The organism is Pedobacter steynii (assembly GCF_900103665.1).
In the GTDB taxonomy this organism is placed as follows: domain Bacteria; phylum Bacteroidota; class Bacteroidia; order Sphingobacteriales; family Sphingobacteriaceae; genus Pedobacter; species Pedobacter steynii.
This window is the reverse complement of the sequence record NZ_FNGY01000002.1, coordinates 747,771-774,686: the sequence shown is the minus strand read 5'-3', so window position 1 is coordinate 774,686 and position 26,916 is coordinate 747,771. Positions and strand designations below refer to the sequence as shown.

Below are 26,916 nucleotides of genomic sequence, written 5' to 3'. Positions count from 1 at the left end.
CAAACAGTTAGGGGTTCTGAATAATTTTAGGATTTAGCTGAATCTCTTTAAGTGGTATCGGGAACAGTTTATCATCGGCAGTAATGCTGATCACATTCGCTCCAATCTTAATCTGATCAGCTATAAAATGCGCGTTCATAACGGCTACAGCACGGTCTGTTCTCACCAGGTCAAACCAACGGTGTCCTTCCATATTCAATTCCAGCTTACGTTCTGTTTCAATCGCGGTTCTTAAACTGGAAGCGTCTAATGTCTGTGCAGCGGTCAGGTCTCCGCTGGCGTTACCATAGGCACGGCGGCGAACAAGGTTCACATAATCTTTCGCGATTGCCGGACCACTAATTTCATTTTCAGCTTCCGCATACATCAGCAGGACATCCGCATAACGGATCACAATCCAGTCATTATCTGCATCCAGGCCGATCGACATCTGATCATCCACATATTTTTTAGAATAATAGGCCGTTACGGCATTCTCATTGGTTACCGTTAGGGGAAACCTGCCAAACGACGCATCTCTCCGTTTATCCAGCGATGTGGTTAAAGCAGTTGCCGGGTTTGAGGGCAGGACTTTTGGATATTCGTTAAACAAACTTTTACGCGGTGTATTAAAACCATTTGAACCGCCTACTCTAGCGATGGCGGAACCGCTTTCTGTAGGGGAAAACCAGTTAAAAAATGCACTTCCGGTACCCAGTCCTGTTTTGCTGTACCTTACTGAAAATATGATTTCTTTATTTAGCTCATTTGAAATGCTAAATACATCGGCAAAATTGGGCAACAGGTCATATCCATATGGATTTGCGCCGACAGGAAGTAATTCCCCTAGTTTTGCTTTACACAGGTCATATTTCTTTTCTGTCAGGTATACCTTTCCAAGCAGTGCCTTGGCGGCACCGCGGGTAGCCCGTCCTAAACCGGAGGTAGGGGTCGTTGCTGCAGGATAGGAAATTGGAAGCCCGGTTGTCAGATGCTCTGCATCTTTGAGGTCCTGCTCAATCAACGCATAGACATTGGCTTCCGTTTCCCTTCCATATTCCAAAGCTTCATTTACCGTTTTTAGTTCTTTTGTGATGAGCGGAACACCCCCCCATATCCGAACGGCATTGAAATAAGTTAAGGCACGTATAAATTTCACTTCAGCCTTGTACCTGTCTTTCAAGGCCTGGTCCATCGCGATGCCATCGATCCTGTCGAGAATCGTATTGCAACGGGCAATACATTTGTATACCGATCTCCATATCGACAACAGGTTTACATTTTCCGGTGCAGTGATAAAAAATTCAAAATCACCTATTCCAGCCCCTGTTGATACAGAAGTACTGTTATCTGAAGCCACATCGCCAAAAATATACAATCCGGTTCCTCCGGTAGCACTTCGGCCATATATATCCTGTAATGAGGCATATGCACCATTTACCGCCAGGTTTATGCCGTTGGCATCTTTATATAAATCCTCAGAAAACACACGGGTAGGATCATTCAAATCCAAAAAGTCTTTATTACATGAGCTAACAGCAACCAGTAATAAAATCGATAATGCAAGATATTTTTTCATAAAAAACTCCTTTTATTCTATACGTTAAAAACCTACGTTTAATCCCAATGAGAATGTTCTCGCTACAGGATAAGTACCCTGATCTACCCCAAATCTTGGCTGACTGGCGCCATACCAAACGTTTACTTCCGGGTTATATCCGAAATAATTGGTAAACGTGTAGAGGTTTTCGCCGGTAACATATACCCTGGCATTGCTTACCTTAACTTTCTTCAGGAAAGCTGCCGGTAACGCGTAAGCCAGGGTTACATTTCTTACCCGTAAAAATGAGCCGTCAAAAATATTTCGCGATGAGGCAACCTGTACCGAAGAAAGAATGGTTGTATTTGCCCTGGGAGTCATTCCATCACCAGGTTCTTCGGGAGAGCGCCAGCGGTTAACCGCATTGGAACGTACGTTGAAAGAGCCGTTATAAGTATTTACATAGCGGTCGGATGCATTGAATATCTTATTGCCGTATACCCCTTGTAGCAAAAAGCTCAGTTCAAACTGCTGATAACTAAACCTATTGGTTATTCCATAAGTGAATTTAGGCAGCGGGCTTCCAATATTGGTGATATCACCCGCGTCAATTTTCCCATCAAGGTTTACATCTTCGTATTTGATATCTCCCGGGTTTGAGCCTCCTGATACCCATTTCGGACTGGCAGCCACATCAGCTGCATCCTTATAGACTCCGATCTGGCGATAGCCGTAAAAACTGCTCATCGATTCACCAGGAACCAAACGGATGGCATTGTCATATCCGAAAGCGGCCTGGTAGCCAAGAAAGGCACCATCATCGGATAGAGATAAGACCTTATTTCTGGTAAAAGCAATGTTCAGATCAGTGGTCCATTTCAATTTGCCGGCCAGGTTACTCGTTTTTAAAGCAAGCTCTAATCCGTTATTCCTCACTTCTCCCACATTGCTCAAAATAGAAGTGGCAAAACCCATGGTTAGCGGAACATCTTTAGCAAAAAGTAAATCACTTGTGATGCGGCGATATACATCTGCCGTTAAATAAACACGGTCTTTAAAAAGGCCTATTTCTAAACCAAAGTCCAGTTGTTTATTGGTTTCCCAGGTAAGGTCTTTGTTTTCAAAGCCACTTGGCGAAAAACCGAATGTTTGTGTTCCGGTGTTGGAGCCAAAGATATAGTTCACCTGCTGGGCATAACTTTGCCAGGAGTAATCTCCAATATTATTGTTTCCTGTTACCCCATAACTTGCCCTGATCTTTAGCTCACTGATGTGAGGATTATCTTTTAAAAATTGTTCCTCTCCCACTCTCCATGCCGCAGAAAACGCAGGAAAAACTGCGTATCTATTATTAGCGCCAAAACGTGAGGAACCATCGGAACGTAGGGAAGCAGAGAACAAATACCGGTCTTTATAGCTGTAGTTCGCTCTTCCAAAGGCAGAAACCAGGGCATTATCACTGTAAGCAACAGTTCCCAAGATCACCCCGGAAGCGTTTGGATATTCCACAATAGAATTCGTGATCGTACCGTTCTGGCCATATTGACTACCCTCATTATAGGTATTTTTCTGTAACGAATATCCTGCAAGCAGCGAGAGGTTATGGTCTTTACCGATCATCGTGTTATAAGACAAGGTATTTTCGGATACCCAGTTATAATTGGTCCCTGTAGTGAGCCTGGATCTGATGTTCCCGATCAAAGGGTTAGACAGGTTTGCAAGTGGCGCATTATCTGACATCAGTGTTGCCGGCACATACCATTTCCGGTTGGTTTGTAAAGCTTCAAAACCAAAGCTCGTTCTAAATTTCAGGCCCTTTATAATTTCATAATTCAATCCGAGATTAGACAATATCCGCCCAACCGAAGTCCTGTCTTTATACAGGTCAAGGACCGCTACCGGATTAAAAGGATTGCCGTTAAAAACCTGTGTAGCTGCCGACTGGATGGCCTGAATATTGGAATAGTCGCCATTTGCAAACCTGACAGGTAAAGTTGGGGGCTGCAATAAAGCGCTGAGCACTGTACCACCTACTCCGGATGGATTGGTCCCAATCCCGTTAATGGTCGCATTATTTAAACCACCACCGGTTGCCGTCTGATCGCTAATTGCATACGAAGGAGCAATGTTAAAGCTAAGTGTGAGCTTTTTGCTCAATTCCGCATCAATATTTGCCCTTAAAGTGTACCGGTCAAAATTCGTTGCCTTAATGATCCCTTCCTGGTTGTAGTAAGAACCTGTGATGTTAAATTTAAATTTATTGGTTCCTCCGGATGCGGACAGCGAATAGCTTCCCTGCATGCCCGTTCTGAACAGCTGGTCCTGCCAGTTGGTATTCGCATTGGTGTTTTGATTGGTAGGATCACTATAGGTAGCAGGTATGGTTTTTCCACCATTTTTAAATGCATCAGTCAGGTAATCGATATATTCATCCCTGGATAAAACATCCGTTTGTTTGGCCACATTTTGAAAACCTGTACTGGAAGTAAAATTAAACTTTGTAATTCCTGCCGTTCCTTTTTTTGTCGTTACAATAATAATCCCGTTCCCCCCTCTCGATCCGTAAATGGCAGATGCCGCAGCATCTTTCAATACGTCTATGGATTGAATATCTGCCGGATTGATCTGATTAAAGTTATCTGCATTGTTTAAGGGGTACCCATCTACTACAAACAAAGGACTATTGCCGGCACTGATAGAACCGATTCCTCTTACCTGTATGGTGGGTGCTGATCCCGGATCACCTGATACCTGGGCAATATTCACTCCTGCAACCTGTCCTGCCAAAGCCTCAGCTGGTGTGGCCACGAGCCTGTCTTCGATCTGTTTTGCAGAAACCGAGCTGACCGAGGTCGACAACAGTTTCTTCTTTTGCTCGCCGTAGCCTACAATCACCACATCGCTCAATGTGGTGATGTCGTCTTTTAAAGTAACATCGATCGTATTGCCCGCGGCAACACGTTCTTCGGTAACAAAGCTGACATAGCTAAAAATAAGTATGGACTGTCTGTTCGGTACCATAATGGTATAGGCACCTGATGTATTGGTGATGGTCCCTGTTTTTGAATCTTTCACTTTTACAGCTACCCCTACCAGAGGGCTACCTTTCAAATCAGTAACCTTGCCTTTTATAGTGATACTTTGCGCATAGGCGCCAGTAAAAAGCATCGCCAGCAAAATGAGTAACAAGTACAATTTTTTCATACGCTTGAATTTTATATTTGGTTTAGACAAATCTGCGTATCCACACTTCAAAAACCGATGAAAAATGGTTTTTTTAAGGGGTAAAAAATGACTTATTTACCTTTAAAGGCAGATTTTCACTTCATTTCTAAGTCGGAAGGGGAAACGCCATGTAACTTCTTAAACTCCCGGCTAAAGTATTTGCGGTCGTTAAAACCAACCATTGAGGCGACTTCATTTACACTCAATACATTCTGCTGCAGTAAAAAAACCGCCTTTTTCAGGCGCATAGATTTGATGAAATCTGATGGAGACAGATCAGTGATGGCGCAGATTTTTTTATAAAGCACCGTTTTACTCATCCCCATTTCATTTCCTAAAGCAATGACCCCAAACTCCGGATTTTCCATATGGTCTTCCACAACCTGCATTAATTTTTTAATGAAACGCTCATCAGGGGAGGCAATGGGTAAATTTTGTGGCTGTAAGGTAATTTGCTGCGCAAACTTTTTCCGCATCAGTTCTCTTGATGCCAGTAAATTGTGCACATTCAGTTCCAGAATTTTGGTACTGAAAGGTTTGGTCAGGTAGGCATCGGCCCCTGTCTGGAAACCATTGACCTGGTGAATATCAGCGGCGAGTGCCGTTAACAGGATCATAGGAATATGACTCGTCCTTTCGTCCGTTTTTATTTTCCGGCAAAACTCAAGACCGTCCATAACCGGCATCATAATGTCGCTGATGATCAGATCCGGGATCACGGTGATGGCTTTCTCAAATGCCTCCGCACCGTTAATGCAGGAGATGATCTGGTAGCCGGGCAAAGATTCAGCAATAAAGTTCCTCAGCTCCTCATTGTCTTCTGCCAGCAGTATGGTATAGGCTTTATTTTGCCCTTCAAAAACACTATAGGTCAGCACATCCATTTCCGACTGGAGCTGAAATGAGGTTATACTTTCATTGTCGGCCCCATTTTGCACAATATGCACACTTTCTGATGCCTTAAGGCTAAAAGGCAATTTCACCGTAAAGCTGGTACATCCTGCTTCCTCATTTGCAGCCGGCCGGCTATCCACAGAGATCGTACCATTATGCAATGCTACGATGTTTTTGGAAAGAGCCAGCCCCACTCCTGTACCAGGTTGTGATGTGTTTGGTTGTACCTGATAAAAATTGCTGAACAACTTATCCTGATATTCTAAAGGAATGCCCTTCCCATTGTCTGTGATTTTTACCGTCAGGAAGGAATCCTCTTCTGTAAATATTTCCAGTTTGATGTTCCCACCATCAGGACTAAATTTAAAAGCATTGGAAAGGAGGTTAAAAAAAACCTTCTCCAGCTGATTCCGATCAGCATACAACATCACTTCCGTTTCGGCAGTAATAAACTCGTACTTGATTTGTCTGCTTTCGGCGAGCGGTTGGAATGACAGGTAAATTTCCTTGATGAAGGGTACAATATTGCCTTTTTGAAGATAAAGTACCATATTCCCTGTCTCTGCTTTCCGGAAATCCATCAATTCCGTAATCAGGCGCATCAACCGTTCTGCGTTATTTTTAATCTGCAAAACCTGCCCCTTCAACATTGCATCGGCTAAAGTTCGTTTATAAAGGTTTTCCAGTGGCCCGAGGATTAGAGTAAGCGGTGTCCGGATCTCATGAGAGATATTGGTAAAGAAATCCAGCTTCATTTTATAAAACTCTTCCTGCCTTTCATTTTGAAGGTGTTCATTATACAGGTCCCTTTCTAACCTGGCCCTGATGTTAAAAAACTGAATAATCTTATAAGAAACCGCGCCAATGATGATTGCATATAGTAAATAGGCCCACCAGGTTTGCCATAATGGGGGTAAGATTACAATTTCGATATTTCTTAGGGTATCATTCCATACGCCATCATTATTGGCTGCCTTTACGCTAAACGTATAGGAGCCGGGTTCAAGATTGGTAAACCCAACCTCTTTCTTATTGCCTATAACGAACCAGTCGTCGTCCTTTTGAAGGCCAGTCATTTTATAGGCATAGGTATTCTTTTCAGGATTGATGAAATTTAAAGCAGAGAATCTGATGGCAATATTGTTCTCCGCATAAGAAAGCGTGATCCGACTTGTTTCGTTTACAGGGAGCTTTAGCGCAGATTTACCGCCGAAATCAACTGGCTTGTTATTGACCAGAAAACCCCTTAGCAGGATATCAGGCTTATACGTATTTTTAACAATTCGTTCCGGGTAAAAGGCAGTAACACCATTCATTCCACCAAACAGAATTTCACCAGAATGCGTCCTGGTACCTGCATTAATTAAAAACTGGTTGCCCGACAAACCATTTGCTGCCGTATAATTGGCAATCTTATAGTCCGATGATTTTAGGGGAAACTCAAACTTGTTAAAACTGATTTGAGAGAGCCCATTGCTGGTACTGATCCATAGCTTCCCTGAATCGTCTTCCACAATTGAATTGATCACCTCATCCACAAGCCCGTCAGCACTTTTGATGGTGTATATCTGATCTGTTTTGGTATCCAGGCAGTTTAATCCACCACCATCTGTCCCTATCCATAACCTTTGTCTGGAATCCTTAAAAAGACAAAGCACATTATTATTGCCAAGCCCCACCTGGTTCTTTCTTTTAAACAGGTCAAAGGTGCCATCCTTTTTATGATACCTGTTTAAACCATTCTGGGTTGCAATCCACAGCTGATCTCCATCATTCAATAAAGCATTAATATAATTATCACCCAAGCCATTTTTCTGGTTTGGACTATTCATAAATGATTTCAGTTCCTGCCCGTCGTAACCTACAAAGCGTAATCCACCTCCATTGGTTCCCACCCATAGTCCAGTCTGATCAGGAACAATGGTATTGATCAGTTTAGCACCTGTTTTGTTATTTAAAATTTCGAGGTCAACATATTTAATGGCCTGGGTAGCGGTATTAAAAGTGCAAAGACCATCTAATGTTCCAATCCACAGGTTCCCTGGACGATCATTGACAATCGCTTTAACCTCATTACTTAATTTCCTGTTTTTAACATCTACCACTGAATAATATTTTGCAACTCCCTTCTCCCGGTTGATGTAATTTAATCCACCTCCAAAAGTTCCAATCCACAATCCACCTTCCTTATCTTCCACAATGGCATTGGCCAAAGGCTTATTTAATCCCACATTATTGCCAATGCGCTCTCCTATATTGGAGAAATTGCCATTGCCAGGGTAATATATATTGATCCCTCCTGCATAGGTCCCAATCCAGATGTTCCCGGCCTTATCTTTCATTAAGCTCCACACAGAATCGTCACTGATACTACCGGGCGCTGCACTGTCGTGGTTATAGTTCGAAAACAGATTTTGCTGGTTGCTGAAAATTGCCAGCCCATTCCTGGTAGCCACCCATACTTCCTCATTCTTTATTAAAATATCGTTTATCCAGTTTGAGGGTAAGCTGTTTTGATCATTTGCCTGATGTACATACCGGGTACATTCATTTTTCCTTGCATTATACCTGAACAATCCGCTTTCTTCTGTTCCAAACCAGATGTTTCCCTGCACGTCCTGGTTAATCGCCACAATTTTTGAAGCAGTCAGCTCCTTATTTTTAAGCAAAACTTCAGGCAGGGGAATCACTTTTTTTGTCTTAGGATCGAACCGTTTCAGACCGTGTTTAATACCAGCCCAGATGGTCTTTTGATCATCCTGAAATAAGGAAAAAGAAACGCCCTGATATAAATCTTCTTCCCCTGACTTTTTCCACAAAGGGATGTTTTCAAGGTTATGTTTTGTTTTATTAACGAGTTTTATCCCTTTAAAAGTCGAAACCCAAAGTCCTCCCTGGTGATCCTCTTCTATGGCTGCAATGAAATTCTCTCCTCCTTTTCCGGTTGACATGCCCACATGAAGAAATGTCTCAGTCTGTTTATTGTATAGGTTAAGCCCTCCTCCTGTCCCAACCCACAGTTTCCCATCACGGTCTTCATAGAGTTTATTGATCCGGTTGTGGCTGATATTTTTATCAGTCGCATCACTTTGCCGGAAATTTCTAAATTCCAGTCCATCATATCTTGATAAACCATTCCAGCTTCCAAGCCAGACATAACCACTTCTATCCTGTAAAACGGATACCAGTGGGCTTTGAAATAACCCGTCTTTATAGGAAATGTGCTTAAACCTGATCGCAGCCCTTTGCGCAAAAGCATCGGGAATGCCATTCAGCAGGATGCTGACACTGATAATTATTAAAATAAACCTAATCTTCATTACTCTATTAAGATAGCCCAATATTTTCTATTCGTATAATAATATAAAAGTTCAGCGTTTTCACGCTGAACTTACATTTATAAAAGCAAGATGCTCTGTTTTACTTTTCTTATTTTCTCTTTAACGGTACCGCGTAGCTGTCAAATTCCCTGACATCGAATCCCATCTTTTTCAATCCTGGTAAAAACTGCCCGGTTTTACCTACAATGACTACCCTTGCATGGTCATGCCCGAAGTATTTCTTACTCACCCGCAGGACATCATCTGCAGTAACTTCGTTCAGTTTTTGAAGATAAGTACGGTAAAAATCTTTTGGAAGGTTATTGATCAGGATGCTGCTGGCAAAACCAGCCCCACGTCCTGGATTTTCCAAACCAAGTGCAAAAGAGCCGTTGTATAAGTTCTTCGCATTCTGCAGCACTTCAGCACTGACTTTTTCTGTACGCATCACCTTGATCTCTTTTAGAAATTCAACCACCGCACTATCCACTTTTTCATTTCTGACAGATGCCGTCGCACTGAAAGTGGATTGACCCCTTCCTGCCCCTGTTGTAGCATAGGCGCCATAAGTAAAGCCATGCTTTTCCCGCAGGTTTCTAAATAGTTTAGCATCCGCACCGCCACCCAAAATTTGATTGGCGAGCAAAACCGCATGATAGTCAGGGCTACCCATTGGCAAATCTATAAGATTGGTTACCGTAATCTCTGATTGAACCGCATTCGGCACATCCACCACATCTACTTCGGTTTTAACCGGGTTGCTGACTTTAGCCAGGACAGGAAAGGTAAGCACAGCACCTTTCCAATTCCCAAATGCTTTAATGGCCAGGACTTTTGCCACTTCCGGTTTGATATCCCCCACAAAGGTCAGATACCCTCTTGAGGGGGTCACATATTTTTTATACGCAGCTTTGACATCATCCAGGGTAATGGAGTTGAGGCTTTGCGCTGTTTCAAATGCACCGTAAGGATGGTTTAGTCCAAATGAAAGCGCATTCACCACACGTCCTGAAATGGCGGTCGCACTTCGTTCATTTGATTTTAGATTCGTCAGACTTTGTGATTTTAGCTTATCAAATGATGCCTGCGGAAAAGAAGGATTTCTCAGTGCATCCGCCATTAATAAAAAAGCATCGCTAAAATAACGGGTCAGGGCAGATGCCCGTCCTCCGCCAGCGAAAACGCCGACTTCTGCACCCATCTGACCAACCGCCTCATCATACCGGGCTTTTGTTTTTGTAACCGTTCCTTCGTTGAGCATTCCGCTCAATAAGCTGATCACTCCGGCTTTTGCACCTTGCGCAATCGGACCTGCATCAATACTGTAACTGGCTGAAACCTTTGGTAGCTTATGATTTTCTACCACCAGCACAGTAATCCCGTTTGGTAATTTATAGACCACCGGGTCTGCAAATGCAATGACTGGTGCCGGCCCTGGTTTTGGCCGCTGACTTCTGTCTGGTTTCTGCGCTGATACCGCCTGAACAAACAGGACAGCTATAGCGAATGTAAATATCTTCTTCATATTTATTTCTTTGGCAGGTAATAAAGGACTACACGCTGATCTTTCCGGAGGTACTTTTTAGCCACATCCCTGATCTCTTCGCGGCTGATTGATTTGGCCTCTGCAAGTTGTTCGTTCAGGTTATTCGTATGCTTATCGTGGAAAATATACCCATTGGAAAGATTTTCAGCCAGTCCGATCATTTTTGTGTTGGCACTTACATATCCGTTCTCGAATTGATTTTGCAGCTTTTTAAACTCAGATTCAGTGATCAAATCAGTCTGCAGGCGAACAACCTCGGCGTCGATCTCTGTTAAAAGCTGGTCTAAAGGCGTATTGTTGTTCGGCATTGCGAGCGTAATGTAAGCCCCATAATCCTCGAGCGTATAATTGAAAGCGGAAACCTGTAAAGCCGTCTTTTTCTCATCCACCATTTTGGTACTCAATCTGGAGCTTCCGCCTCCGGACAAAACGGAACTGATCATTTCCAACACTTTATGATCACGGCTTTTCATTCCCGGAACACGATAAGCGGCAAATATTGCCGGAATCTGAATATTGGCATCGTAAACCGTATCGACGATTTGTTTGGTAACCGGCTTCAATTCGAAAGTCCCCTTAACTATCGGGATTCCCTTGGGCACTTCGTTAAAATATTTAGCAACCAGTCCTTTGGTCTTTTCTATGTCCAGGTCTCCGGCAATGGTTAACACCGCATTATTAGGCGCATAGTATTTTTTAAAGAAGGCAATAAATTCCTCCAGTCTGGCTGCATCCAGATGAGCCATAGAACCGATCGGCTGCCAGCTGTAAGGATGCCCTTCAAATAAATGAGCGAAGATATTTTCAGCAAACTTACCATAGGGCTTGTTGTCAATACGCATGCGTTTTTCTTCTTTAATCACTTCGTTCTGCGTTTTAACCCCTGCGTTGTCAATTTTCGGGTGCAACATCCGTTCACTTTCCAGCCAAAGCCCAAGTTCGAGTTGATTTGAAGGAAAAACCTCATAGTAGAATGTCCTGTCCTGCGTGGTGTTGGCATTGTTCTGTCCGCCATTACTGCTAACGATTTTCATAAACTCGCCGCGCTTCATATTTTCACTCCCTTCAAATAAAAGGTGCTCAAAAAAGTGGGCAAATCCGGTTCTGCCAGGATCTTCATCCTTGGAACCAACATGATACATTACGGAAACGGCTACCACCGGAGCGGTTTTGTCCTGATGGAGAATGACGTGGAGTCCATTGTCCAGGTCATATTCGCTAAACTTTACCTGCTGCGCAGTACTGCGAAGGCACAGTGCCGAAAGCGATAGCGCAATTAAAAAATTATACTTCATTTTTATGTTTTTTGTCATGAATAAAAAGCAGGCCGGCCCACCCCAGCCGGCCCCCGGACTAATTAAAATAATTTTTCCAGTTGCTTTTCCAGTTGATCCCCTCTCAGATTTTTCGCTACAATTTTACCCTGCGGATCGATTAAGAAATTGGCAGGTATACCTCTTATCGCATATGACTTACCCACTTCATTCTCTTCTGCTTTGAGGTCGCTAACCTGTGGCCACAATAATTTATCGTATTTAACCGCGTTGAGCCAGGCCTTCCGGTTATCATCCAGAGAAACAGACAATATGGTAAACCCTTTATCCTTAAATTTTGCGTATGCTTTTAGCAGATATGGATTTTCTGCCCTGCAAGGGCCACACCAGCTTGCCCAAAAATCGACCAGTACATATTTGCCTTTCATGGAAGACAACGAAATGAGCTTACCTGTGGTATCGGGCTGCACAAAGTCGGGCGCCTTCGATCCGATGCTTAAACTCATTCTGATATTGAGTCGTTTTCTAAGTACTTTTGTCTTTGTAAACTGCCCGGCAGGGGTCCGTTCAACCTCTTTTAACAGATTATCTGCCAACTGATTTTGTTCTAAATCCACCAGATTGCTGATGACATCAACAGTCATAGCAGAGTTGGGGTATTTCTGAACAATAGTTTTGGTTTTTTTAGCCAGGTCGTCCATATATATCTTTAACGACCTTTCCTGCACCAGCACCATTGCAGTGGTATCCCGCCGCTCAGCAGCTGCCTCATAGTTTTTAACCATCTCGTCTGTCAATCTTTTTTTAGCAATAGGATCATCTAAAACCTCCCATTCCTTCCTGATCATATCTTCTCTCGACCCTTTAACAGCTGCTTTTTTTAATGAGTCGATGTTTCCCTCCAATAAAATAGCTGCGTTTTCCATGTAAATGGTAGCGCGCCCTTTTATATCTTTAACCGTTAAAGAAAACAGACCCGGCTCAGCAACAGCTCCCTTAAACATAAACCTGCCTCTGGCATCTGTAAGCGTAGAATCACTGTATAAGACCTTTTTGGCAGTGTTGTTCTGACTGTTAAGGTAAACCATACGATTAGCCGCATTGGTTAAATTTCCGTTGAGCGTAAATCCCTTTTTTACTTTTACCTGGGCAGTCAAAATGCCCGGGAAAAGCAACAGGCATAACATTCCTATGATTTTCATAAAATTCAATTTAGTTTGATAAATGTTAATTGTAATTACAGTCCGTATCCCGGGTTTTGGTCCAGATTAGGGTTTTTTCTAATGTCTGCCAGCGGAACAGGAAACAAGGTTTTGTAAGCTGTCCAGCTGCCCCCCTTCTCTGGCATCACCTTTGGCATCACCTCATCAGCACGGTTAATCCCCGGATTGGCAAAACCTTTCCAGCGCCTGATGTCCATCATGCGGTTTCCCCATTCTGTAAACAACTCCGCTTTGCGTTCATACTCAATGGCAGCCATCATCTCTGTCAAAGTAACTGCAGTAGTCGTCTTTAGTCCCGGAGTGTCAAAGGCTCTGTTCCGTATCGTGTTGATGTCTTGTGCCGCGCTGTTGGCACCTGTCAGTTTTCCCTGCATTGCCCTGGCTTCTGCCCGGATCAGGTATTGCTCGGCCAGCCTGAATGTCATGAGGTATTCGGGTGTCGTGTTATTGGTCTGATTCGATTTATACTTGCTGGCAAATCTAAAAGTACCTGCAGTTACGGTAAGCGTTCCAACCCAATTGGCCCTTCGTTTATCTGTAAGCTCAAACGCGTTATAAAGCTCCTGTGTAAGTACTGAATTGTTTGTAAAACCGAAGCTCGCACTTGCTGGATTTCCAGTAACCAATAGCGCTGCCCCATCTTGGGTGAACATTGGCGTGTTGGCCGGTTGCAGGTGCCAGATGGCTTCTCTGCTAGTGGCCTTAAATACATTAAGCAGGTCCGGTTCGAGTACGTAAGTACTGTTTTCAATAAGAGCTGATGCCTGTGTTTCTGCATTTGCCCATTCCTGCATATATAAATAGACCTTCGCCAATAAGGCTGTTGCAGCAGCTTTATTGGGCCTGATGCGCAATGTCGTAGCCGTATTTGTTCCGCTTAAATACTCATCTGTTAATAATGACTGGGCATCTTTTAAATCAGCAACAATCGCACTATACACTTCTGCAAGGGGCTTGCGTGCCAGACGGGTATTGACATTATAGTCTGTGCTCATTGCCAGTGGAATTTTACCAAACAGTCCTGAAAGATAAAAGTGGAAGAAGGCACGCATAAATTTGGCCTCCCCATTTAGTTGGTTTTTAACCTGGTCTGAAAGCGCAGGTGACTTTGCGATATTTTCCATTACAGAATTAGCCCGGTAAATATTGGTATAGGCGTCACTCCACATTTCATAAAGGGACAGATTATCCGACAACATCGCATTCGTATTGAACTGCATGTAGTCCAGTTGTGAGGAATAGGTTTTCAGTTCATCTGCGGCAAGTCCTCCTACCATACTGATGCCTCTGTAGCCTTGTGCAAAAGCATCTGTCGCCACCATATCGTAATAAATATAGCTGACTGCTGCCGTTGCTTTTTCGTTGCTGGAATAGACCTCACTTTGAGTGATAGAGGTTTGCGGACCATCCACTTCGATGAATTTTTTGCAGGATACACCTATCATAAGGCATCCAATTGCAATGATATTTATATTACTGAGTTTCATGATTTAAGGATTAAAAGGTGAGCTGTAAACCTGCAGTTAGCATTTTCAAGGGTGGTAAGCTTCTCGACTGATTTTCCGGATCCATTCCCGGATAGTTTGTAAACGTCAACAGGTTCTGACCTTGAATAAATATCCGCGCATTCTGCAACCTGAGCTTTCGCTGAAAAGTTGTAGGCAGTGTATAGGAAAGCGATACGTTCTTTAAGCGCAGATAGGTGATATCCACATAATATGCAGGATCTAACGAGGCAGAGAATGTTCCCATTCCGAGTGCCGCCGCCGCGGCTGGCTGCACACGTGTAATATCCTGCGTTAACCGCTGAAACATTGCCCCTGTCTGTCCTGGTGTTGTCCATCTGTCCGCATATCTTTCAGATGGCATGTTTCCGATAAAACCAGGCAGATTGATCTGGTTAGATCTGAATGCCGTACTGGAGGTATAGTTACCCTTTTGTTTTGAAAATTGTAAGAAAACATCCAGAGAAAAGCCCTTATAACTAAAACTATTGTTTAATCCCCCGTAATAATCTTTAAAGAGATCAATAATGTTAACTGCATCGTTAATCGTCAACGCAGATGGAGGGATAACCACCCCCTGAGCATTTTTTACCGCTCCAACTCCGGTTTGCGGATTTATATCATAAGGCAACAATGTTTTGATCATGTTCAGCGGATGTCCGATTGCATAGGTGTTCTTATAGCTGGAATTTTCCAGCCCGTCAAACCGAACCAATTTATTTTTGGGCAGGGTTAAATTAAAGGAACTGGACCAGGTAAAGCTTTTACTTTTCAAGTTCACCGTATTCAATTCAAATTCCCATCCGGAGTTTTGTATCAGTGCAGGCAGGTTACTGATCACTCCCGCAAAGCCTGTTGTGGCTGCCAGTGGATAATCTACCAGCATACTGGAGGAACGGTTGCGGTAATAATTTGTGGTCAATAAAATCCTGTCCTTAAAAAATCCAAGCTCGAGCGCTGCCTCGGCTTTCTTGTTGGTTTCCCATCCAAAGTGGTCATTTTCCAGTTTGTCTGGCGTTAATACCGAACCGCCACCATAGCCAGCAGCCCCATACCTTAAATTGGTGCTGTTATAGAGTTGAAAATAAGCGTAATCCCCTATCATATCATTACCCGTAACCCCATAGCTTCCCCGTAACTTTCCGTAACTCAGGAATGGCAGAGATTTTTTGATCCAGGATTCTTCTGCGAAAAGCCAGGCAGCACCAACAGCACCGAAGTTCCCAAACTGCTTGCCTTGAGCAAACCTGCTTGAACCATCTCTCCTGCCGGTGAAATTTAAAATGTATTTATTGGCGATGTTGTAGCCGATACGGCTAAATATCGCATTGTAATTATACGTTGTCAACGTTCTGCTGCCAACAATTCTTGATGCAGCCGACAAGTTATTTAAAAGGTCATCGTCCTTATAGCCATATCCGGAATTCATCAAAGCGTTTGTTTCGGTCCGCTGAAAAGTTGCACCTGCGAGCACATTGAGTATTCCGGGCCCTACTTTAGTGGAATAGGTAATCTGGGGCTCCATATTCCAGGTGCTGGTATTGTTTACGGTGTTAGTAGAAGTACGATAAAACTCACCAAGCGCGGTGGCCTGGGCTGGAGGATAAACCGTAGAAGGTTTAAGATCCAGTGCATTGTTGTTGTTATTGTTAAAGCCAATCAAGGCTTTCAGGATAATTCCTTTCGGCAGCTCATAGCTTAAGTTCGCGTTAGACGTGAAAGTATTGGTTTTGCTCTGAAAACTCTCCTGGAGTTTTGCCATGGGATTATCCCAGAGTAACCGGTTGTTGTCCCAGTTTAGCTTCCCTTGTGCATCGTACACTTCCGGAGCATTCGGTGCAAGTGTCAGCGCAGCTGAAACAAGATCTATCAAAGGTAACCGATTGTCTTCCGAACCAAATGTGGCCAGAAACTGCACTTTGAACCTCTGATTAGTTGCAGTATGGCTGATCGCCAGGCGACCGTTGTATTTTTGATCTGCATATTTGCTTGGATAAACGCTGGTCTGACGGAGATATCCGGCACCAAAATTATAACTGGTCTTTTCATCGCCTCCTGTCATTGATACCTGAGCGTTAGAAAAACGTGCGGTCCCTCCTAGCAACTTGTCCTGCCAATCGGTATACCTTGTGGTATCCCAATCATTAAGGTCCCAGGCATAAATAGATTTTTCAAAATCCGCGCCATCATTTCTAAATGCTTCATAGCGCATATCCAGATATTCCCTGAGATTGAGTACCCCTGCCTTTCTTGCGATCTTGCCGACACCAGAGGACACATTAAAGTTGACTGCCGTTTTCCCACCTTTACCCTTTTTCGTAGTAATCAGAATCACGCCATTGGCGCCCCGGCTACCATATATGGCTGTTGCATCTGCATCTTTAAGCACATCAATGCTTTCGATATCGGCTGGGCTCAAACTGCTCAAGGGGCTCATTTCCCGGGCTAAAGCTACGCCCCCAGGCGTGATCAGAGATGTCGTTTGGAAAGGGATTCCGTCAATCAGCACCAAGGGTTCATTCGCGTTTTGTCGCAGACTGTTCACTCCACGTATACGAATGGTAATCGCTGTTCCCGGCATACCGCTTTGTTGCGTTACATCCAATCCTGCAACTCTGCCGATCAGGGCTTCCAAAGGATTGTGAATGACCTGTTTTTCAATGTCCACTGCTTTTATTCCCGCCTGAGAACCGGTATTGGCACGTTTGGTAGTGATCCCATAAGCGATTACCTGAATTTGGTCAAGCTGGGAAGTGCTCACTACAAGTATGATATTTCCCATATCCTTTTTAGCAGGAAGGCTTACCGTATTATACCCTACATAATTGACAATCAGAATTCCATCTTCCGTCACATTATTCAATTTAAACTCGCCATTTACATTTGTAAGCGTTATATTTTTTGTTCCTTTAACTTTTACTGTCGCGCCGGGAAGCGGGATTCCTTTATCATCCAAAATGCGGCCACGCACATCAATATCAGTAAAGCGATGAATAATCTTGTCCAGAAAGGAAGGCGTTTTCTCCTTGATCACCACTGTATTGCTCTCTATTGAATAGCTCAGTTGCTGATCTTCGAACAATTGATCCAGCACATCCTTAAGCGCTGCATCTTTAACACTTATATCTACAGGGCGGGCTTTCTGCATGCTGTTACGGTCAAAAAAGAAATCATAGCCGGTTTGCTTGCGCAGTTCTTTAAATACGCTTTCAAGCGAAGCTGATTTTTTTTCAAGAGTTACCTTCTGTGCATAGGAAGCTGCGCTTACCTGCATTACTGCTGCGATTAAAATGATAGTGGTTAGTTTCATCACAAGCAAGAATTTACGGAAACAGAATATAGGTATACCCGGTTTCCTGGTATAAATTTTATACATTTGTTTAGTTGGTTAAGTTGATAGATCTTCAGAAATTTTATTAACGTAATGCCAGCTATAGGCCAGAAGTGTTAGTCGCACTTTTGGCTTTTTTGGTTCAGCATTTTCAGGTGTATTTATTTCGTCACCGTAATCCTCCTTCCCTCTACTTTAAAGTGAACTTTTCCAGTTGCTTCCATTATTTTTAATACAGCAGAGATGTTTTTTGATCGGGAAACCCAGCCACCTGGTGTCAATACCGCAGGAGCAGAAGCATCATAAATGATTTCTACATCATACCACCTGGCTATTTTACGCATGGTTGCTCTAAGGTCATCTTCTTTAAAAATGAACTCTCCATTTTTCCAGGCAATTTCATTTTCGGTATCTACCTGTCTAACTTTGAGGTCATTTCCACTGAGCAGTGATTGCTCATTAGGCTTTAATATAAGGTCATTTATTTTTACACTACCTTCTAACAAGGTGGTTTTAACTACACTTTCATCCTCATAGGAACTGATATTAAAATGCGTACCCAATACTTCGACACGCTGCCCTCTGCTTTCGACCACAAAAGGATGTATTTTATCTTTGGCCACCTCGAAGTAAGCTTCTCCATTGAGCTTCACACTGCGTTCTCCTTTCTCATTTAAACCGGCAACGTAAGTTAAACTGGAAGCTGCATTAAGCCAGACCCTTGTACCGTCAGATAGCGTGATCTGATAGGTGCCTCCACGGGGAGTGCTGATGGTTTGAACACCAATCGAGTGCTGAACCAAACTGCCATCATTGTAAGCTATTTTACTGCGATCTACAACAACGCCACTTTTGCTGCCACTCAGGCTAATTGTTTTGCCATCGGCCAACCTGATCGTTGCCTTGTTTGAGCCTGGGGAAACATCATTACGTGCAACAATGTTCTTTACTTCGGGTTGAAGGACAGATTTAAAAAAATACACACCCACAAAAATTAATGCCAATGCTGCTGCAACCATTGCAATACGTGGCCACAAGCGGATAGTTCTGCCCTGATCTTGTGCGGTAATAAACCTTTCCATTAAATCTGCCTGATCAGCAGACATATCTTTAAGATCGGCAGACCTCATCTCCTGCCATGTCATTGCCATTAACGATTTCAGCACTTCTTCCTGCGCCGGATCATTCAATAGCCGTTCCCAGTCTGCCGACTCCGCCTCAGTAAGCGTGTCATTAAGGTATTGTTGGTGTAAATATTTTATGTTATTCTGATCCATAATATACGTCCCTTTTATACATGGACGCGCGAGATGGAAAAGGGGGGCAATGGAAAACGAAAAAAAATGATTTTACTTACAATAACTTAAAAATGATCAGCATAGCGGCCACATCAGTATGTTTACTCAGGTAATCCCGCAGGAAATGCAGTGCCAGTTTCATATGTCGCTGCACCGTTTGCGGAGAAAGTTGTAGCCTGGCCGCAACCTCATCATACTTCAATCCCTCCTGATGACAAAGCTGGTAAACCTGTTTTTGTTGCGGAGGTAACAATGCAATGCCATCGTTTAGTACCTTACGGGTATCATTAAGCAAAATTTCTTCTTCAGTATCATTGGTGATTTTATCCCAGGCCCCAAGCGGTTCTATACTTCTGGCTTCCAGTTTCATTCGTCGCAGCAGATCAAAGGATTTATTTCTGGACAAAGTAAGCAGATAGTTTTCCAGATCTCTTATAGCAGTCAGCCGATCTTCCAATTTCCATAGTTTAAGAAAAACTTCCTGCACCACTTCTTCGGCCTGTAATTCCGACTTCAGGTATTTTAAAGAAAAAGAATAAATCTGAGGTCTGTAATGGTCAAATATCAATTTAAATGCGCGCTGATCACCTTTTGCTATTTGTTTAAGCAATTCACTTTCATTGACAAAAGATTTAATAGCCATAAAGAAATTACCCCCGCATTAAAGTTACAAAAAATTGCAGCCAAACGTTAGCAAATAATTTTGATAACCATGTCGAGAGGTACAACTACAGATCCTGATTCAGCTTCATTAACAGGAAGTCATGGCATCATCAATCTGAACTAAAATGGGGAATAATTTTATTGAAGCAAGGCAAAAACACTCCACAATACGGGTGCCTGCCCATGCATATCTCCGGTAATTCTCTTTCTATCCAGGTAATACTGCCTGCTGTTTTCTTTATTCGTCCCCTGACAAACTTCTCTCACATCGCCATTTGCGTCTATATACTTTGTGAGTGCGATCCATCCTTTTCGGGCTACCGGAGCATATTCCTTCTGATCTAACCATCCCTTTTTCACTCCCGTAATCATGGCGAATGTAAACATACCTGTGCCCGAGGTTTCCGGCCAGGAACCTGCATCATCTATCAACTGTAGCCACATCCCTTCTTTTGTCTGGAATTCCTTTAAACTTCGCATCATGGTCTGATAGGCTTTTAAAATTCTGGGGCGGTCTTTATGGTCTTTGGGTAATGAACTCAATAGCTCAGTCATCCCCGCAGCCATCCATCCGTTTCCTCTTCCCCAAAAAAATGGGACATCGGCAGCATGGAAAAATAAACCGTTGGGGCGCTGGATCGCATCCAGATAAACCACCATTTCAGCCGCCGCCCGGTCTATGTATTTTCTGTCGCCGGTAGCCCTGTATGCCTGAGCCTGAATATTGGTGATCATATACATATCATCAATCCACATTCTGGTTTGCCAGGTTAAACCCTTATCTAGCAAAGCCTGGTATTCAGGTTTTGCATTTTTTGGCAGCGTCCATTGCTGATCGGCAAACCATTTGCCCATATCCAGGTAAACAGGGTTCTTATTTTGCATAAACAGTTCCAGGGGTAAGGAACCAAATATGTTGGGGTCTACATGATCAGGTCGTGGCTGCAGGTTTTTCTTTTCGTACAGCAATGGCCTGAATCTTTGATCGAGCTTGTTAAGCAGCTCCCGGTTTTTGGTTGTTGCCGCGAACTTCAAGGCGCCGTACCAGGAACAGACCTCCGAATAGGTAATGGAGCCCGGCAAGCCGGGCATGCCGAAATTGGTATGTGGGGTTTCCACAAAATGCCAGGCCAGCAGGTTCCCGATCTCCTTCGGGTCGCTGCCTTTCGGCCAATTTTTGAACTCCTTTATCTGGGCATTTGCAATGCTAAATCCTAGCATTGCAACAACAATGAGGTATCTTTTCATTAGAATGTATTTATATTTTAATTAGTCTGGCCACATAGCCACCGCCTGATGCCAGCTTGATATTCAACGGCGTATTGCGGTTAACCTGAAGTTTTTCCATTTTAAAATCCTTCGCATTTTTGTTGGCATTGATTCCATCCTTCCAGACCTGCATTTCATATTCCCCATCCGGTAAAAAAGAAAGTGACAATTCAAATTCCCTTTCGCTCCAGTCTGTCATGGAGCCGATATACCAGTCGCCGTTTGCTGCCTGCCTGGCCATGGTTACGTATTCCCCGACCTTGCCATTCAGTGCCACTGTTTTCGCCCACACCGCAGGAACCGCTTTAATGAATTCCATAGACTGAGGCTCTTTCAGGTAATGAGTAGGAATATCGCACAACATCTGCAGCGGACTCTCATAAATCACGTACATCGCCATCTGGTTGCAACGGGTACCGAGGGTCATCGGTTCCGAGGGAGCGGCTGCCCATTCCTTTTTATGCACATTGCGCATTCCCCCGGGAGTAAAGTCCATTGGACCGGCTGCCATCCGCGTAAAAGGAAGCGTTGCAGTATGTGAAGGGTTGATGGATCCGGCAAACTTACTGATCTCATTGCCCAATACTCCTTCTGAAGTCATAATGTTTGGATAAGTCCGCAGCCAGCCTGTAGGCTTATAGGCACCATGAAAGTCGACCAGCAGTTTTCTCTTTGCGGCCGCTACTGCAACCTTCTCATAATAATTCACCATTTCCTGGTCGTCGCGCTGCATGAAATCTACTTTGATCCCCTTGATGCCCCATTTCTGAAACTGGTCAAGTGCCATATCCAGCTGCTGGTCCAATACCAGCCAGCTAGACCATAACAACAACGCTACGTTTTTACTTTTTGCGTATGCTGCAAGCTCCGCTACATCAATTCCCGGCGCTTGCTTCATCAGGTCACGCGTATCACACCAACCTTCATCCAGCAAAACATACTCGATTCCGTATTTTGAAGCTACATCGATATAATATTTATAGGTATCATTATTAATTCCTGCTTTAAAATCTACTTCATAAACATTGTTATAGTGCCACCAGTCCCACTGCACTTTACCTGGTTTCACCCAGCTAAAATCACCTGTAGATGGTCTACCCAACAGATAAGGCATTTGATTTACAAGAATGTCTTTATCTTCTCTTGCCACCATAATCACTCTCCATGGGAAATTCTGCTCCCCATTGGCTTTGGCCAGGTAATCTTCCCGCTGCTTCACTTGCTCATCACGATCGCTGGTAATGGCTTTTACTTTTGGATAAGCCGGGAAAACGCCATGTACACCACCTTTTCCCGTTCCCCTTAACCACATCCCCGCATAGTTAAACAGGTCTGATTCGGTAAGCAGCAGCTTTACCTCTCCAACCTGGAACAAGGCCGGTAAACTGGCCAGTTTCTTGCCGTCTAACTGATCCAGGGTATAATTTTTATATTCACGTTCATTGTGTGAAAAGAACTGCTCTTCCTGTGGATACCAGGCCTTGCCGGAACCTTTAAAGTTAAACTTTGCGGTTTCAGATCTTACTACAAAATCTTTTTTGAGTTTGCTTAACCATCTCCAGGACACCCCATTATCAAAGGCTTTCCATTCCAGGGCAAGCCCGTTGTTAAAATCAAGGCGCAACTGGTTATAAACATCCGCTACCTCCTTACTCTTTTGCCAAACGACCGGATGTAATACCTCATTGTGTTTAGACTTGCTGGTTTTCGCAACTTTCCATTTGTTTTTGCCATCCACATCCAAGGCAATAGCAGAAGCTGAAATAAGTTCTTTCTGGTCTACTTTTACCGTATAATAGACACTATCGGATACCGAAAGTGTGACCTCAATTTTATGGTCTGGCGAATAGACGATATATTTTTGCTGTGCCTGTATGTCTGTAGCATACAAGAACAGCGCTGACAAAATAAGTACTTTAATAAATTTCATGTTCAGTTTTATTTTTTGATTTGAATCTGATTGGTATAGCTGGTATCGGTCATATTTATTTGCTGTAAAGTACTTGCGGCCTCTGTCGTTCCCGGCATCACGATATTTTCAAATCTCAGATTTGAGATAGGGGTTGCAGCACTTATGCCTTTAATCTTACCCGGTGATTTACCCTGGTCTCTGACCAATACATTTTTAACAAGGACATTATCGATTGGCCCGCTTCCTTTTTTATCGCCATTCTGCATAAAAAAAATGGCCCAGGTACGGTGATCATCGTTCTGATAGGACAACCGTTCTATGTCTATCCCATCAAACAAAACATTTTTTACGGATGCCGTTCCCCATTTATGATGAATGCCGATCCCTACTGCGGCATCATAAACAACACAGTCTTTAAACACAATATTCCGCTGGTCCTGCATTACCCCCTGGCCAATTTTATAACCATAGCAATAAGTCCAGGAAATACAGTCTTCAAATACCACCCCATCCTGTACCATGGGTTTTCCGGGCCAGTTGCGACATAGATCTGTATTTTGCATCCATGTTTTTGTAGAAAAAGGATCATCGAGCGCAATACCTATGGCATGTTTCACCAATACATTTTGTGACTCTATGACGTCAATGCCGTCATTTTCGCCCATATCAAAACGATTAAACAGTTTAAAATTCCGGAACACGAGGTTTTTAGATCGGGTAGGAATGATGGCCCAGGCTCCGGACTCCCTGATTACCGGTCCGTCGAGTTCAAATCTGTCCGTATGCATGATAGCGAGGATATGTGCACCAAGGTTATTTTTTTCTGTTGCATACTTACCATTCCCGTCCAGAGTTCCCCGTCCGTATATCCTGATGTCATGAGCGCCACTATCTGTAGCGATCCACCAGGTAATGTTTCTGTTTTGTGAGGCTTTACGGGCACTGATCTTAAAGTCTTTCTCCTGTCCGCTGAACAACAACACCGCTCCACCTTCCAGGTAAAGGCTGGTATTGCTTTTCAGTTTTAAGTTTCTTACCGGATAAATCCCTGCCGGGACGTAAACAATTCCTTTACCGCCTTTGTAAGCCGCTGCATCATCTATGGCTTTTTGAATGGCTTCGGTTGCCAGTTCTGTAGCTGAGCTAACCGCCAGATAAGGTTTCCCGGTAATGTTAAAGATCCCTTTTCCGGAAGAAGCCGGTTTATTGCCTTCTGCTGCATCTGCAACGATCACCAACTCCCTTAGCCGGTTGATTTTGATGATCAGGTATTCATCTTTATGAAGGGTAAACCTAAGCGTATTGCCACTCGGTATACCTGCGACAGCTAATTTTTTAGGGCTGATGTGGTATGCGGATACCTGATCTCCATTTTTAAGGCGGATGGCAAATTCCGCTTTCCCCTTGCTCATGGAAAGCTGGGCATAGTCGTACTTGTCATTGTAACCAACAACGGGTATGCTCGTTCCGTTCACCTGCAACTCAAAAAAAGAAGAAGCTTTGTAAATTGACGGCAAAGGGTAGCTGAAAATCTTCGCTGTACCTTTGGGTACAGCGAAGATTTGAAAAGAGGTTAACACGGCAAGGAACACCATGAAAAGCCCTCTGCATATCTTAAAATTCATATGATTTATTTTAACAGGTTTGCACGCTTTAGTTCATCCAGGGCTTCAAACAACATTAAGCCACTGAGCTGAACGGAACTGTCGCTCAGCTTGCTACCGGGTTTGTTTGCCCAGTCGGCCCCGAATGTATGTTCCGGAAACCTGGTGGCTTTGGTATATAAACTCTGTCCATTGTTTTTAAGGTAATTCACATAAAGTCCGCGGGTATAATCATCCAGTACACCTCTCAATACCAGCTGTGCCATATACCTGATAAAAATGCCTTTAAACAAACCACCATCACCGCTATTTTCTCCTTTCAATACGCCTTTAGGGGAAAACCTGACCTGGTCATTCATCACATAGTTCGCATTCCTTACCGCATCGTTCAGGTAAACCTGTTCATTCGTAATTTTATAGAGTTCCAAACCCGCACCCAGCCACGTGCCCTGGTTATAGGTATAGATGTTATCTTCATTCGTGTTGCCATATGCGTCCCATACCACTCCCCTGGCGGGTTCAACTACATAGGTTTTAAGCCAGGTATAGATCTTTTTAGCCCAGACCAGATCGTCCGGATTGTTATCCAGCTGATAAAGCTTTGCTGCGATAATTACCGCAGGGGCATTAGAACAGGCATTTTTAGAATCTTTAGAACCGGATGCCCAGGCAATTCCCCCATTCTTTACATCGCTCCATCCCACCTTTATCCAGGTCCAGTATTGCCTGGCCATCGTTTTATATTTCTCGTCTTTTGTCGCATCATAAGCACGCAGACATGCCAGTGCCCACCACTCCATATCATCATAGAAGGTGTTCCAGTAGGTATTTCCGTTTTTAACATAGCAGCCGGCAAGCAGGCTGTCCATTTTGGTCAGGTACTTTGCCTCTTTGGTACGGTTATAGGCATCTACCAGAACATCCAGTGCATGGGCGTTCCACCAGTAATTGAAGCCGGTATGTCCGTTGTTGTTCTGGTTGTAATAATTCTGGGTTGTGGAATAAAACTGTACATCCAATGCAGTCTGCGACTGCTCTGCTGCCTTCGCCCAATCTACCACTATTGTGGGGATTACCTCTGGCGGTACAGCCCCTATTTCCTCTTTTTCGCAGGAGAATAAGCACAGACCTATGGTCAGTACTCCCCATATTTTATATGTTGAAATGATCGATTTCATTGGTTTGTTATTTATAAGTGATTACATGTGTATAATCTGCGGCAGACTGCATTTTAAATGTGACCTCCGTATTAGCAGATTCGAGCTGGAATTTATAGGAAAAATCATACTGGCTGTTATTTACTTCTTTAAGCAGGAAGTAAGCGGCATCCTGGTTCGCTGCCGGCCTGGTATTGTCCTGTTTGCTACTGCCCCAGTTTTTTGTTGTTGATATACCTGCGGCATCTTTTTCAACTACCCTGAATTTATAGCGTTCATCCTTACCCCACGATTCGGTTTTCCATATATTGTTAAAAGTAGCCTTCCATATACCTGCAGCGTCATAAACCAGGTTCGTTTTTATGGCATTGTATCCCGAAAACCATAAGCCTACTGACACGATTTCTGTCAGCACGGCTGAGGCGGAATTAAAATCAAGGTTAATGCGGTATACCGTTTTACTGGTTGCCGGACTGTTTGCTGATGCGGCTTCAGTAATCAATGTGCCGTTTAAGACAAAGGTGATCGGAGTCCCGGTAATTCTATCTATCATTTTATAGGTACCCGCATTTAAAGACGTATAAATTTCAAAGACGCCCTCACTCAGCTTTTTAAACTTTAAAGCTTTAGCCGGGTCATCTCCCGCTTCTGTTGCCGTTCCTAAAATGTAAACCTCAACTGGATTGTCAGCGAGGCCGGCAGGTCTTTTAACTTCCAGAATACCTGTCTGCGAAACAGCCGACACTACTCCTGTATTGGCAACCACCCGCCACTTCAGTTTACCTGATGCCAATTCATTAATACCAGCTGCTTTAGCTATTCTATTTACAATCCTATGGTTAACAGACAATTTATTATCTGCTCCTCCTCTTGCAGCAGCTTCTTTGTAAACCGGATTAGAAAAATCACCACTTTCTTTATCAAACTGAACTTCGTAAAATGAAGGGGTATTGTTGCCCACCTTCGCCGCAGTCCATTCAAAATTAACCACCGCATTAAGGAGCGGAGTAAGGTTCACTACCGTGTTGCTTGCAGGAGCATTTAGTACAGCAGCATCAATGGTGGTATTTATAGGATCGTTTTTGTCCTTTTTACAGCCCGACAAAACAATAAGGCACAGCACCACGCTTATAGCGTAGCTATTTTTAAATATCTTCTTCATGTTAATATGCTTCT

Annotated in this window: 15 protein-coding genes; all 15 read right to left on the bottom strand. The window is 43.5% G+C overall.

The window, feature by feature from the left end:
• Window positions 1-7 precede the first annotated feature (7 nt).
• The 15 genes from BLQ87_RS07405 to BLQ87_RS07335 all read right to left on the bottom strand — a co-directional run bounded on the left by BLQ87_RS07405 (window position 8) and on the right by BLQ87_RS07335 (window position 26,902).
• Entirely contained in the window at window positions 8-1,558 is a 1,551-nt protein-coding gene (locus BLQ87_RS07405; protein ID WP_074605480.1) for a RagB/SusD family nutrient uptake outer membrane protein, read from the bottom strand.
• A 24-nt stretch (window positions 1,559-1,582) separates the two neighbouring features.
• Window positions 1,583-4,723, bottom strand: a complete 3,141-nt coding sequence (locus BLQ87_RS07400; RefSeq protein WP_074605479.1) for a SusC/RagA family TonB-linked outer membrane protein — start codon at window positions 4,721-4,723, stop codon at window positions 1,583-1,585.
• Window positions 4,724-4,839: 116 nt separating this feature from the next.
• Window positions 4,840-8,958, bottom strand: coding sequence for a hybrid sensor histidine kinase/response regulator transcription factor (locus tag BLQ87_RS07395; protein WP_083361743.1), 4,119 nt, complete (start codon window positions 8,956-8,958; stop codon window positions 4,840-4,842).
• A 109-nt stretch (window positions 8,959-9,067) separates the two neighbouring features.
• Window positions 9,068-10,483, bottom strand: coding sequence for a M16 family metallopeptidase (locus tag BLQ87_RS07390; RefSeq protein WP_074605478.1), 1,416 nt, complete (start codon window positions 10,481-10,483; stop codon window positions 9,068-9,070).
• A 2-nt stretch (window positions 10,484-10,485) separates the two neighbouring features.
• On the bottom strand, window positions 10,486-11,799 hold the full coding sequence (locus BLQ87_RS07385) for a M16 family metallopeptidase (RefSeq protein WP_074605666.1): 1,314 nt from the start codon (window positions 11,797-11,799) through the stop codon (window positions 10,486-10,488).
• A gap of 62 nt (window positions 11,800-11,861) precedes the next feature.
• On the bottom strand, window positions 11,862-12,980 hold the full coding sequence (locus tag BLQ87_RS07380; RefSeq protein WP_074605477.1) for a TlpA disulfide reductase family protein: 1,119 nt from the start codon (window positions 12,978-12,980) through the stop codon (window positions 11,862-11,864).
• A 35-nt stretch (window positions 12,981-13,015) separates the two neighbouring features.
• Window positions 13,016-14,488 carry a RagB/SusD family nutrient uptake outer membrane protein gene (locus tag BLQ87_RS07375; protein WP_074605476.1) on the bottom strand — a complete coding sequence of 491 codons (1,473 nt, stop codon included), beginning with the start codon at window positions 14,486-14,488 and terminating at the stop codon, window positions 13,016-13,018.
• Window positions 14,489-14,498: 10 nt separating this feature from the next.
• The gene (locus BLQ87_RS07370) at window positions 14,499-17,816 is read right to left on the bottom strand and encodes a SusC/RagA family TonB-linked outer membrane protein (protein ID WP_172664823.1); all 3,318 of its coding nucleotides are present in this window, start codon (window positions 17,814-17,816) and stop codon (window positions 14,499-14,501) included.
• Between the two features lie 182 nt (window positions 17,817-17,998).
• Window positions 17,999-19,114, bottom strand: coding sequence for a FecR family protein (locus BLQ87_RS07365; protein WP_074605475.1), 1,116 nt, complete (start codon window positions 19,112-19,114; stop codon window positions 17,999-18,001).
• A gap of 76 nt (window positions 19,115-19,190) precedes the next feature.
• Window positions 19,191-19,778, bottom strand: coding sequence for an RNA polymerase sigma factor (locus BLQ87_RS07360; protein WP_074605474.1), 588 nt, complete (start codon window positions 19,776-19,778; stop codon window positions 19,191-19,193).
• Window positions 19,779-19,936: 158 nt separating this feature from the next.
• Entirely contained in the window at window positions 19,937-21,046 is a 1,110-nt protein-coding gene (locus tag BLQ87_RS07355) for a glycoside hydrolase family 88/105 protein (protein WP_074605473.1), read from the bottom strand.
• Window positions 21,047-21,056: 10 nt separating this feature from the next.
• Window positions 21,057-22,997 carry a glycoside hydrolase family 97 protein gene (locus tag BLQ87_RS07350; protein WP_074605472.1) on the bottom strand — a complete coding sequence of 647 codons (1,941 nt, stop codon included), beginning with the start codon at window positions 22,995-22,997 and terminating at the stop codon, window positions 21,057-21,059.
• A gap of 8 nt (window positions 22,998-23,005) precedes the next feature.
• Window positions 23,006-24,604: a glycoside hydrolase family 28 protein gene (locus BLQ87_RS07345; RefSeq protein ID WP_083361741.1), complete on the bottom strand. Its 1,599-nt coding sequence runs from the start codon at window positions 24,602-24,604 to the stop codon at window positions 23,006-23,008.
• A 5-nt stretch (window positions 24,605-24,609) separates the two neighbouring features.
• On the bottom strand, window positions 24,610-25,761 hold the full coding sequence (locus BLQ87_RS07340) for a glycoside hydrolase family 76 protein (protein ID WP_074605470.1): 1,152 nt from the start codon (window positions 25,759-25,761) through the stop codon (window positions 24,610-24,612).
• A 7-nt stretch (window positions 25,762-25,768) separates the two neighbouring features.
• Window positions 25,769-26,902 carry a SusE domain-containing protein gene (locus tag BLQ87_RS07335; protein WP_074605469.1) on the bottom strand — a complete coding sequence of 378 codons (1,134 nt, stop codon included), beginning with the start codon at window positions 26,900-26,902 and terminating at the stop codon, window positions 25,769-25,771.
• Between the last annotated feature and the right edge of the window lie 14 nt (window positions 26,903-26,916).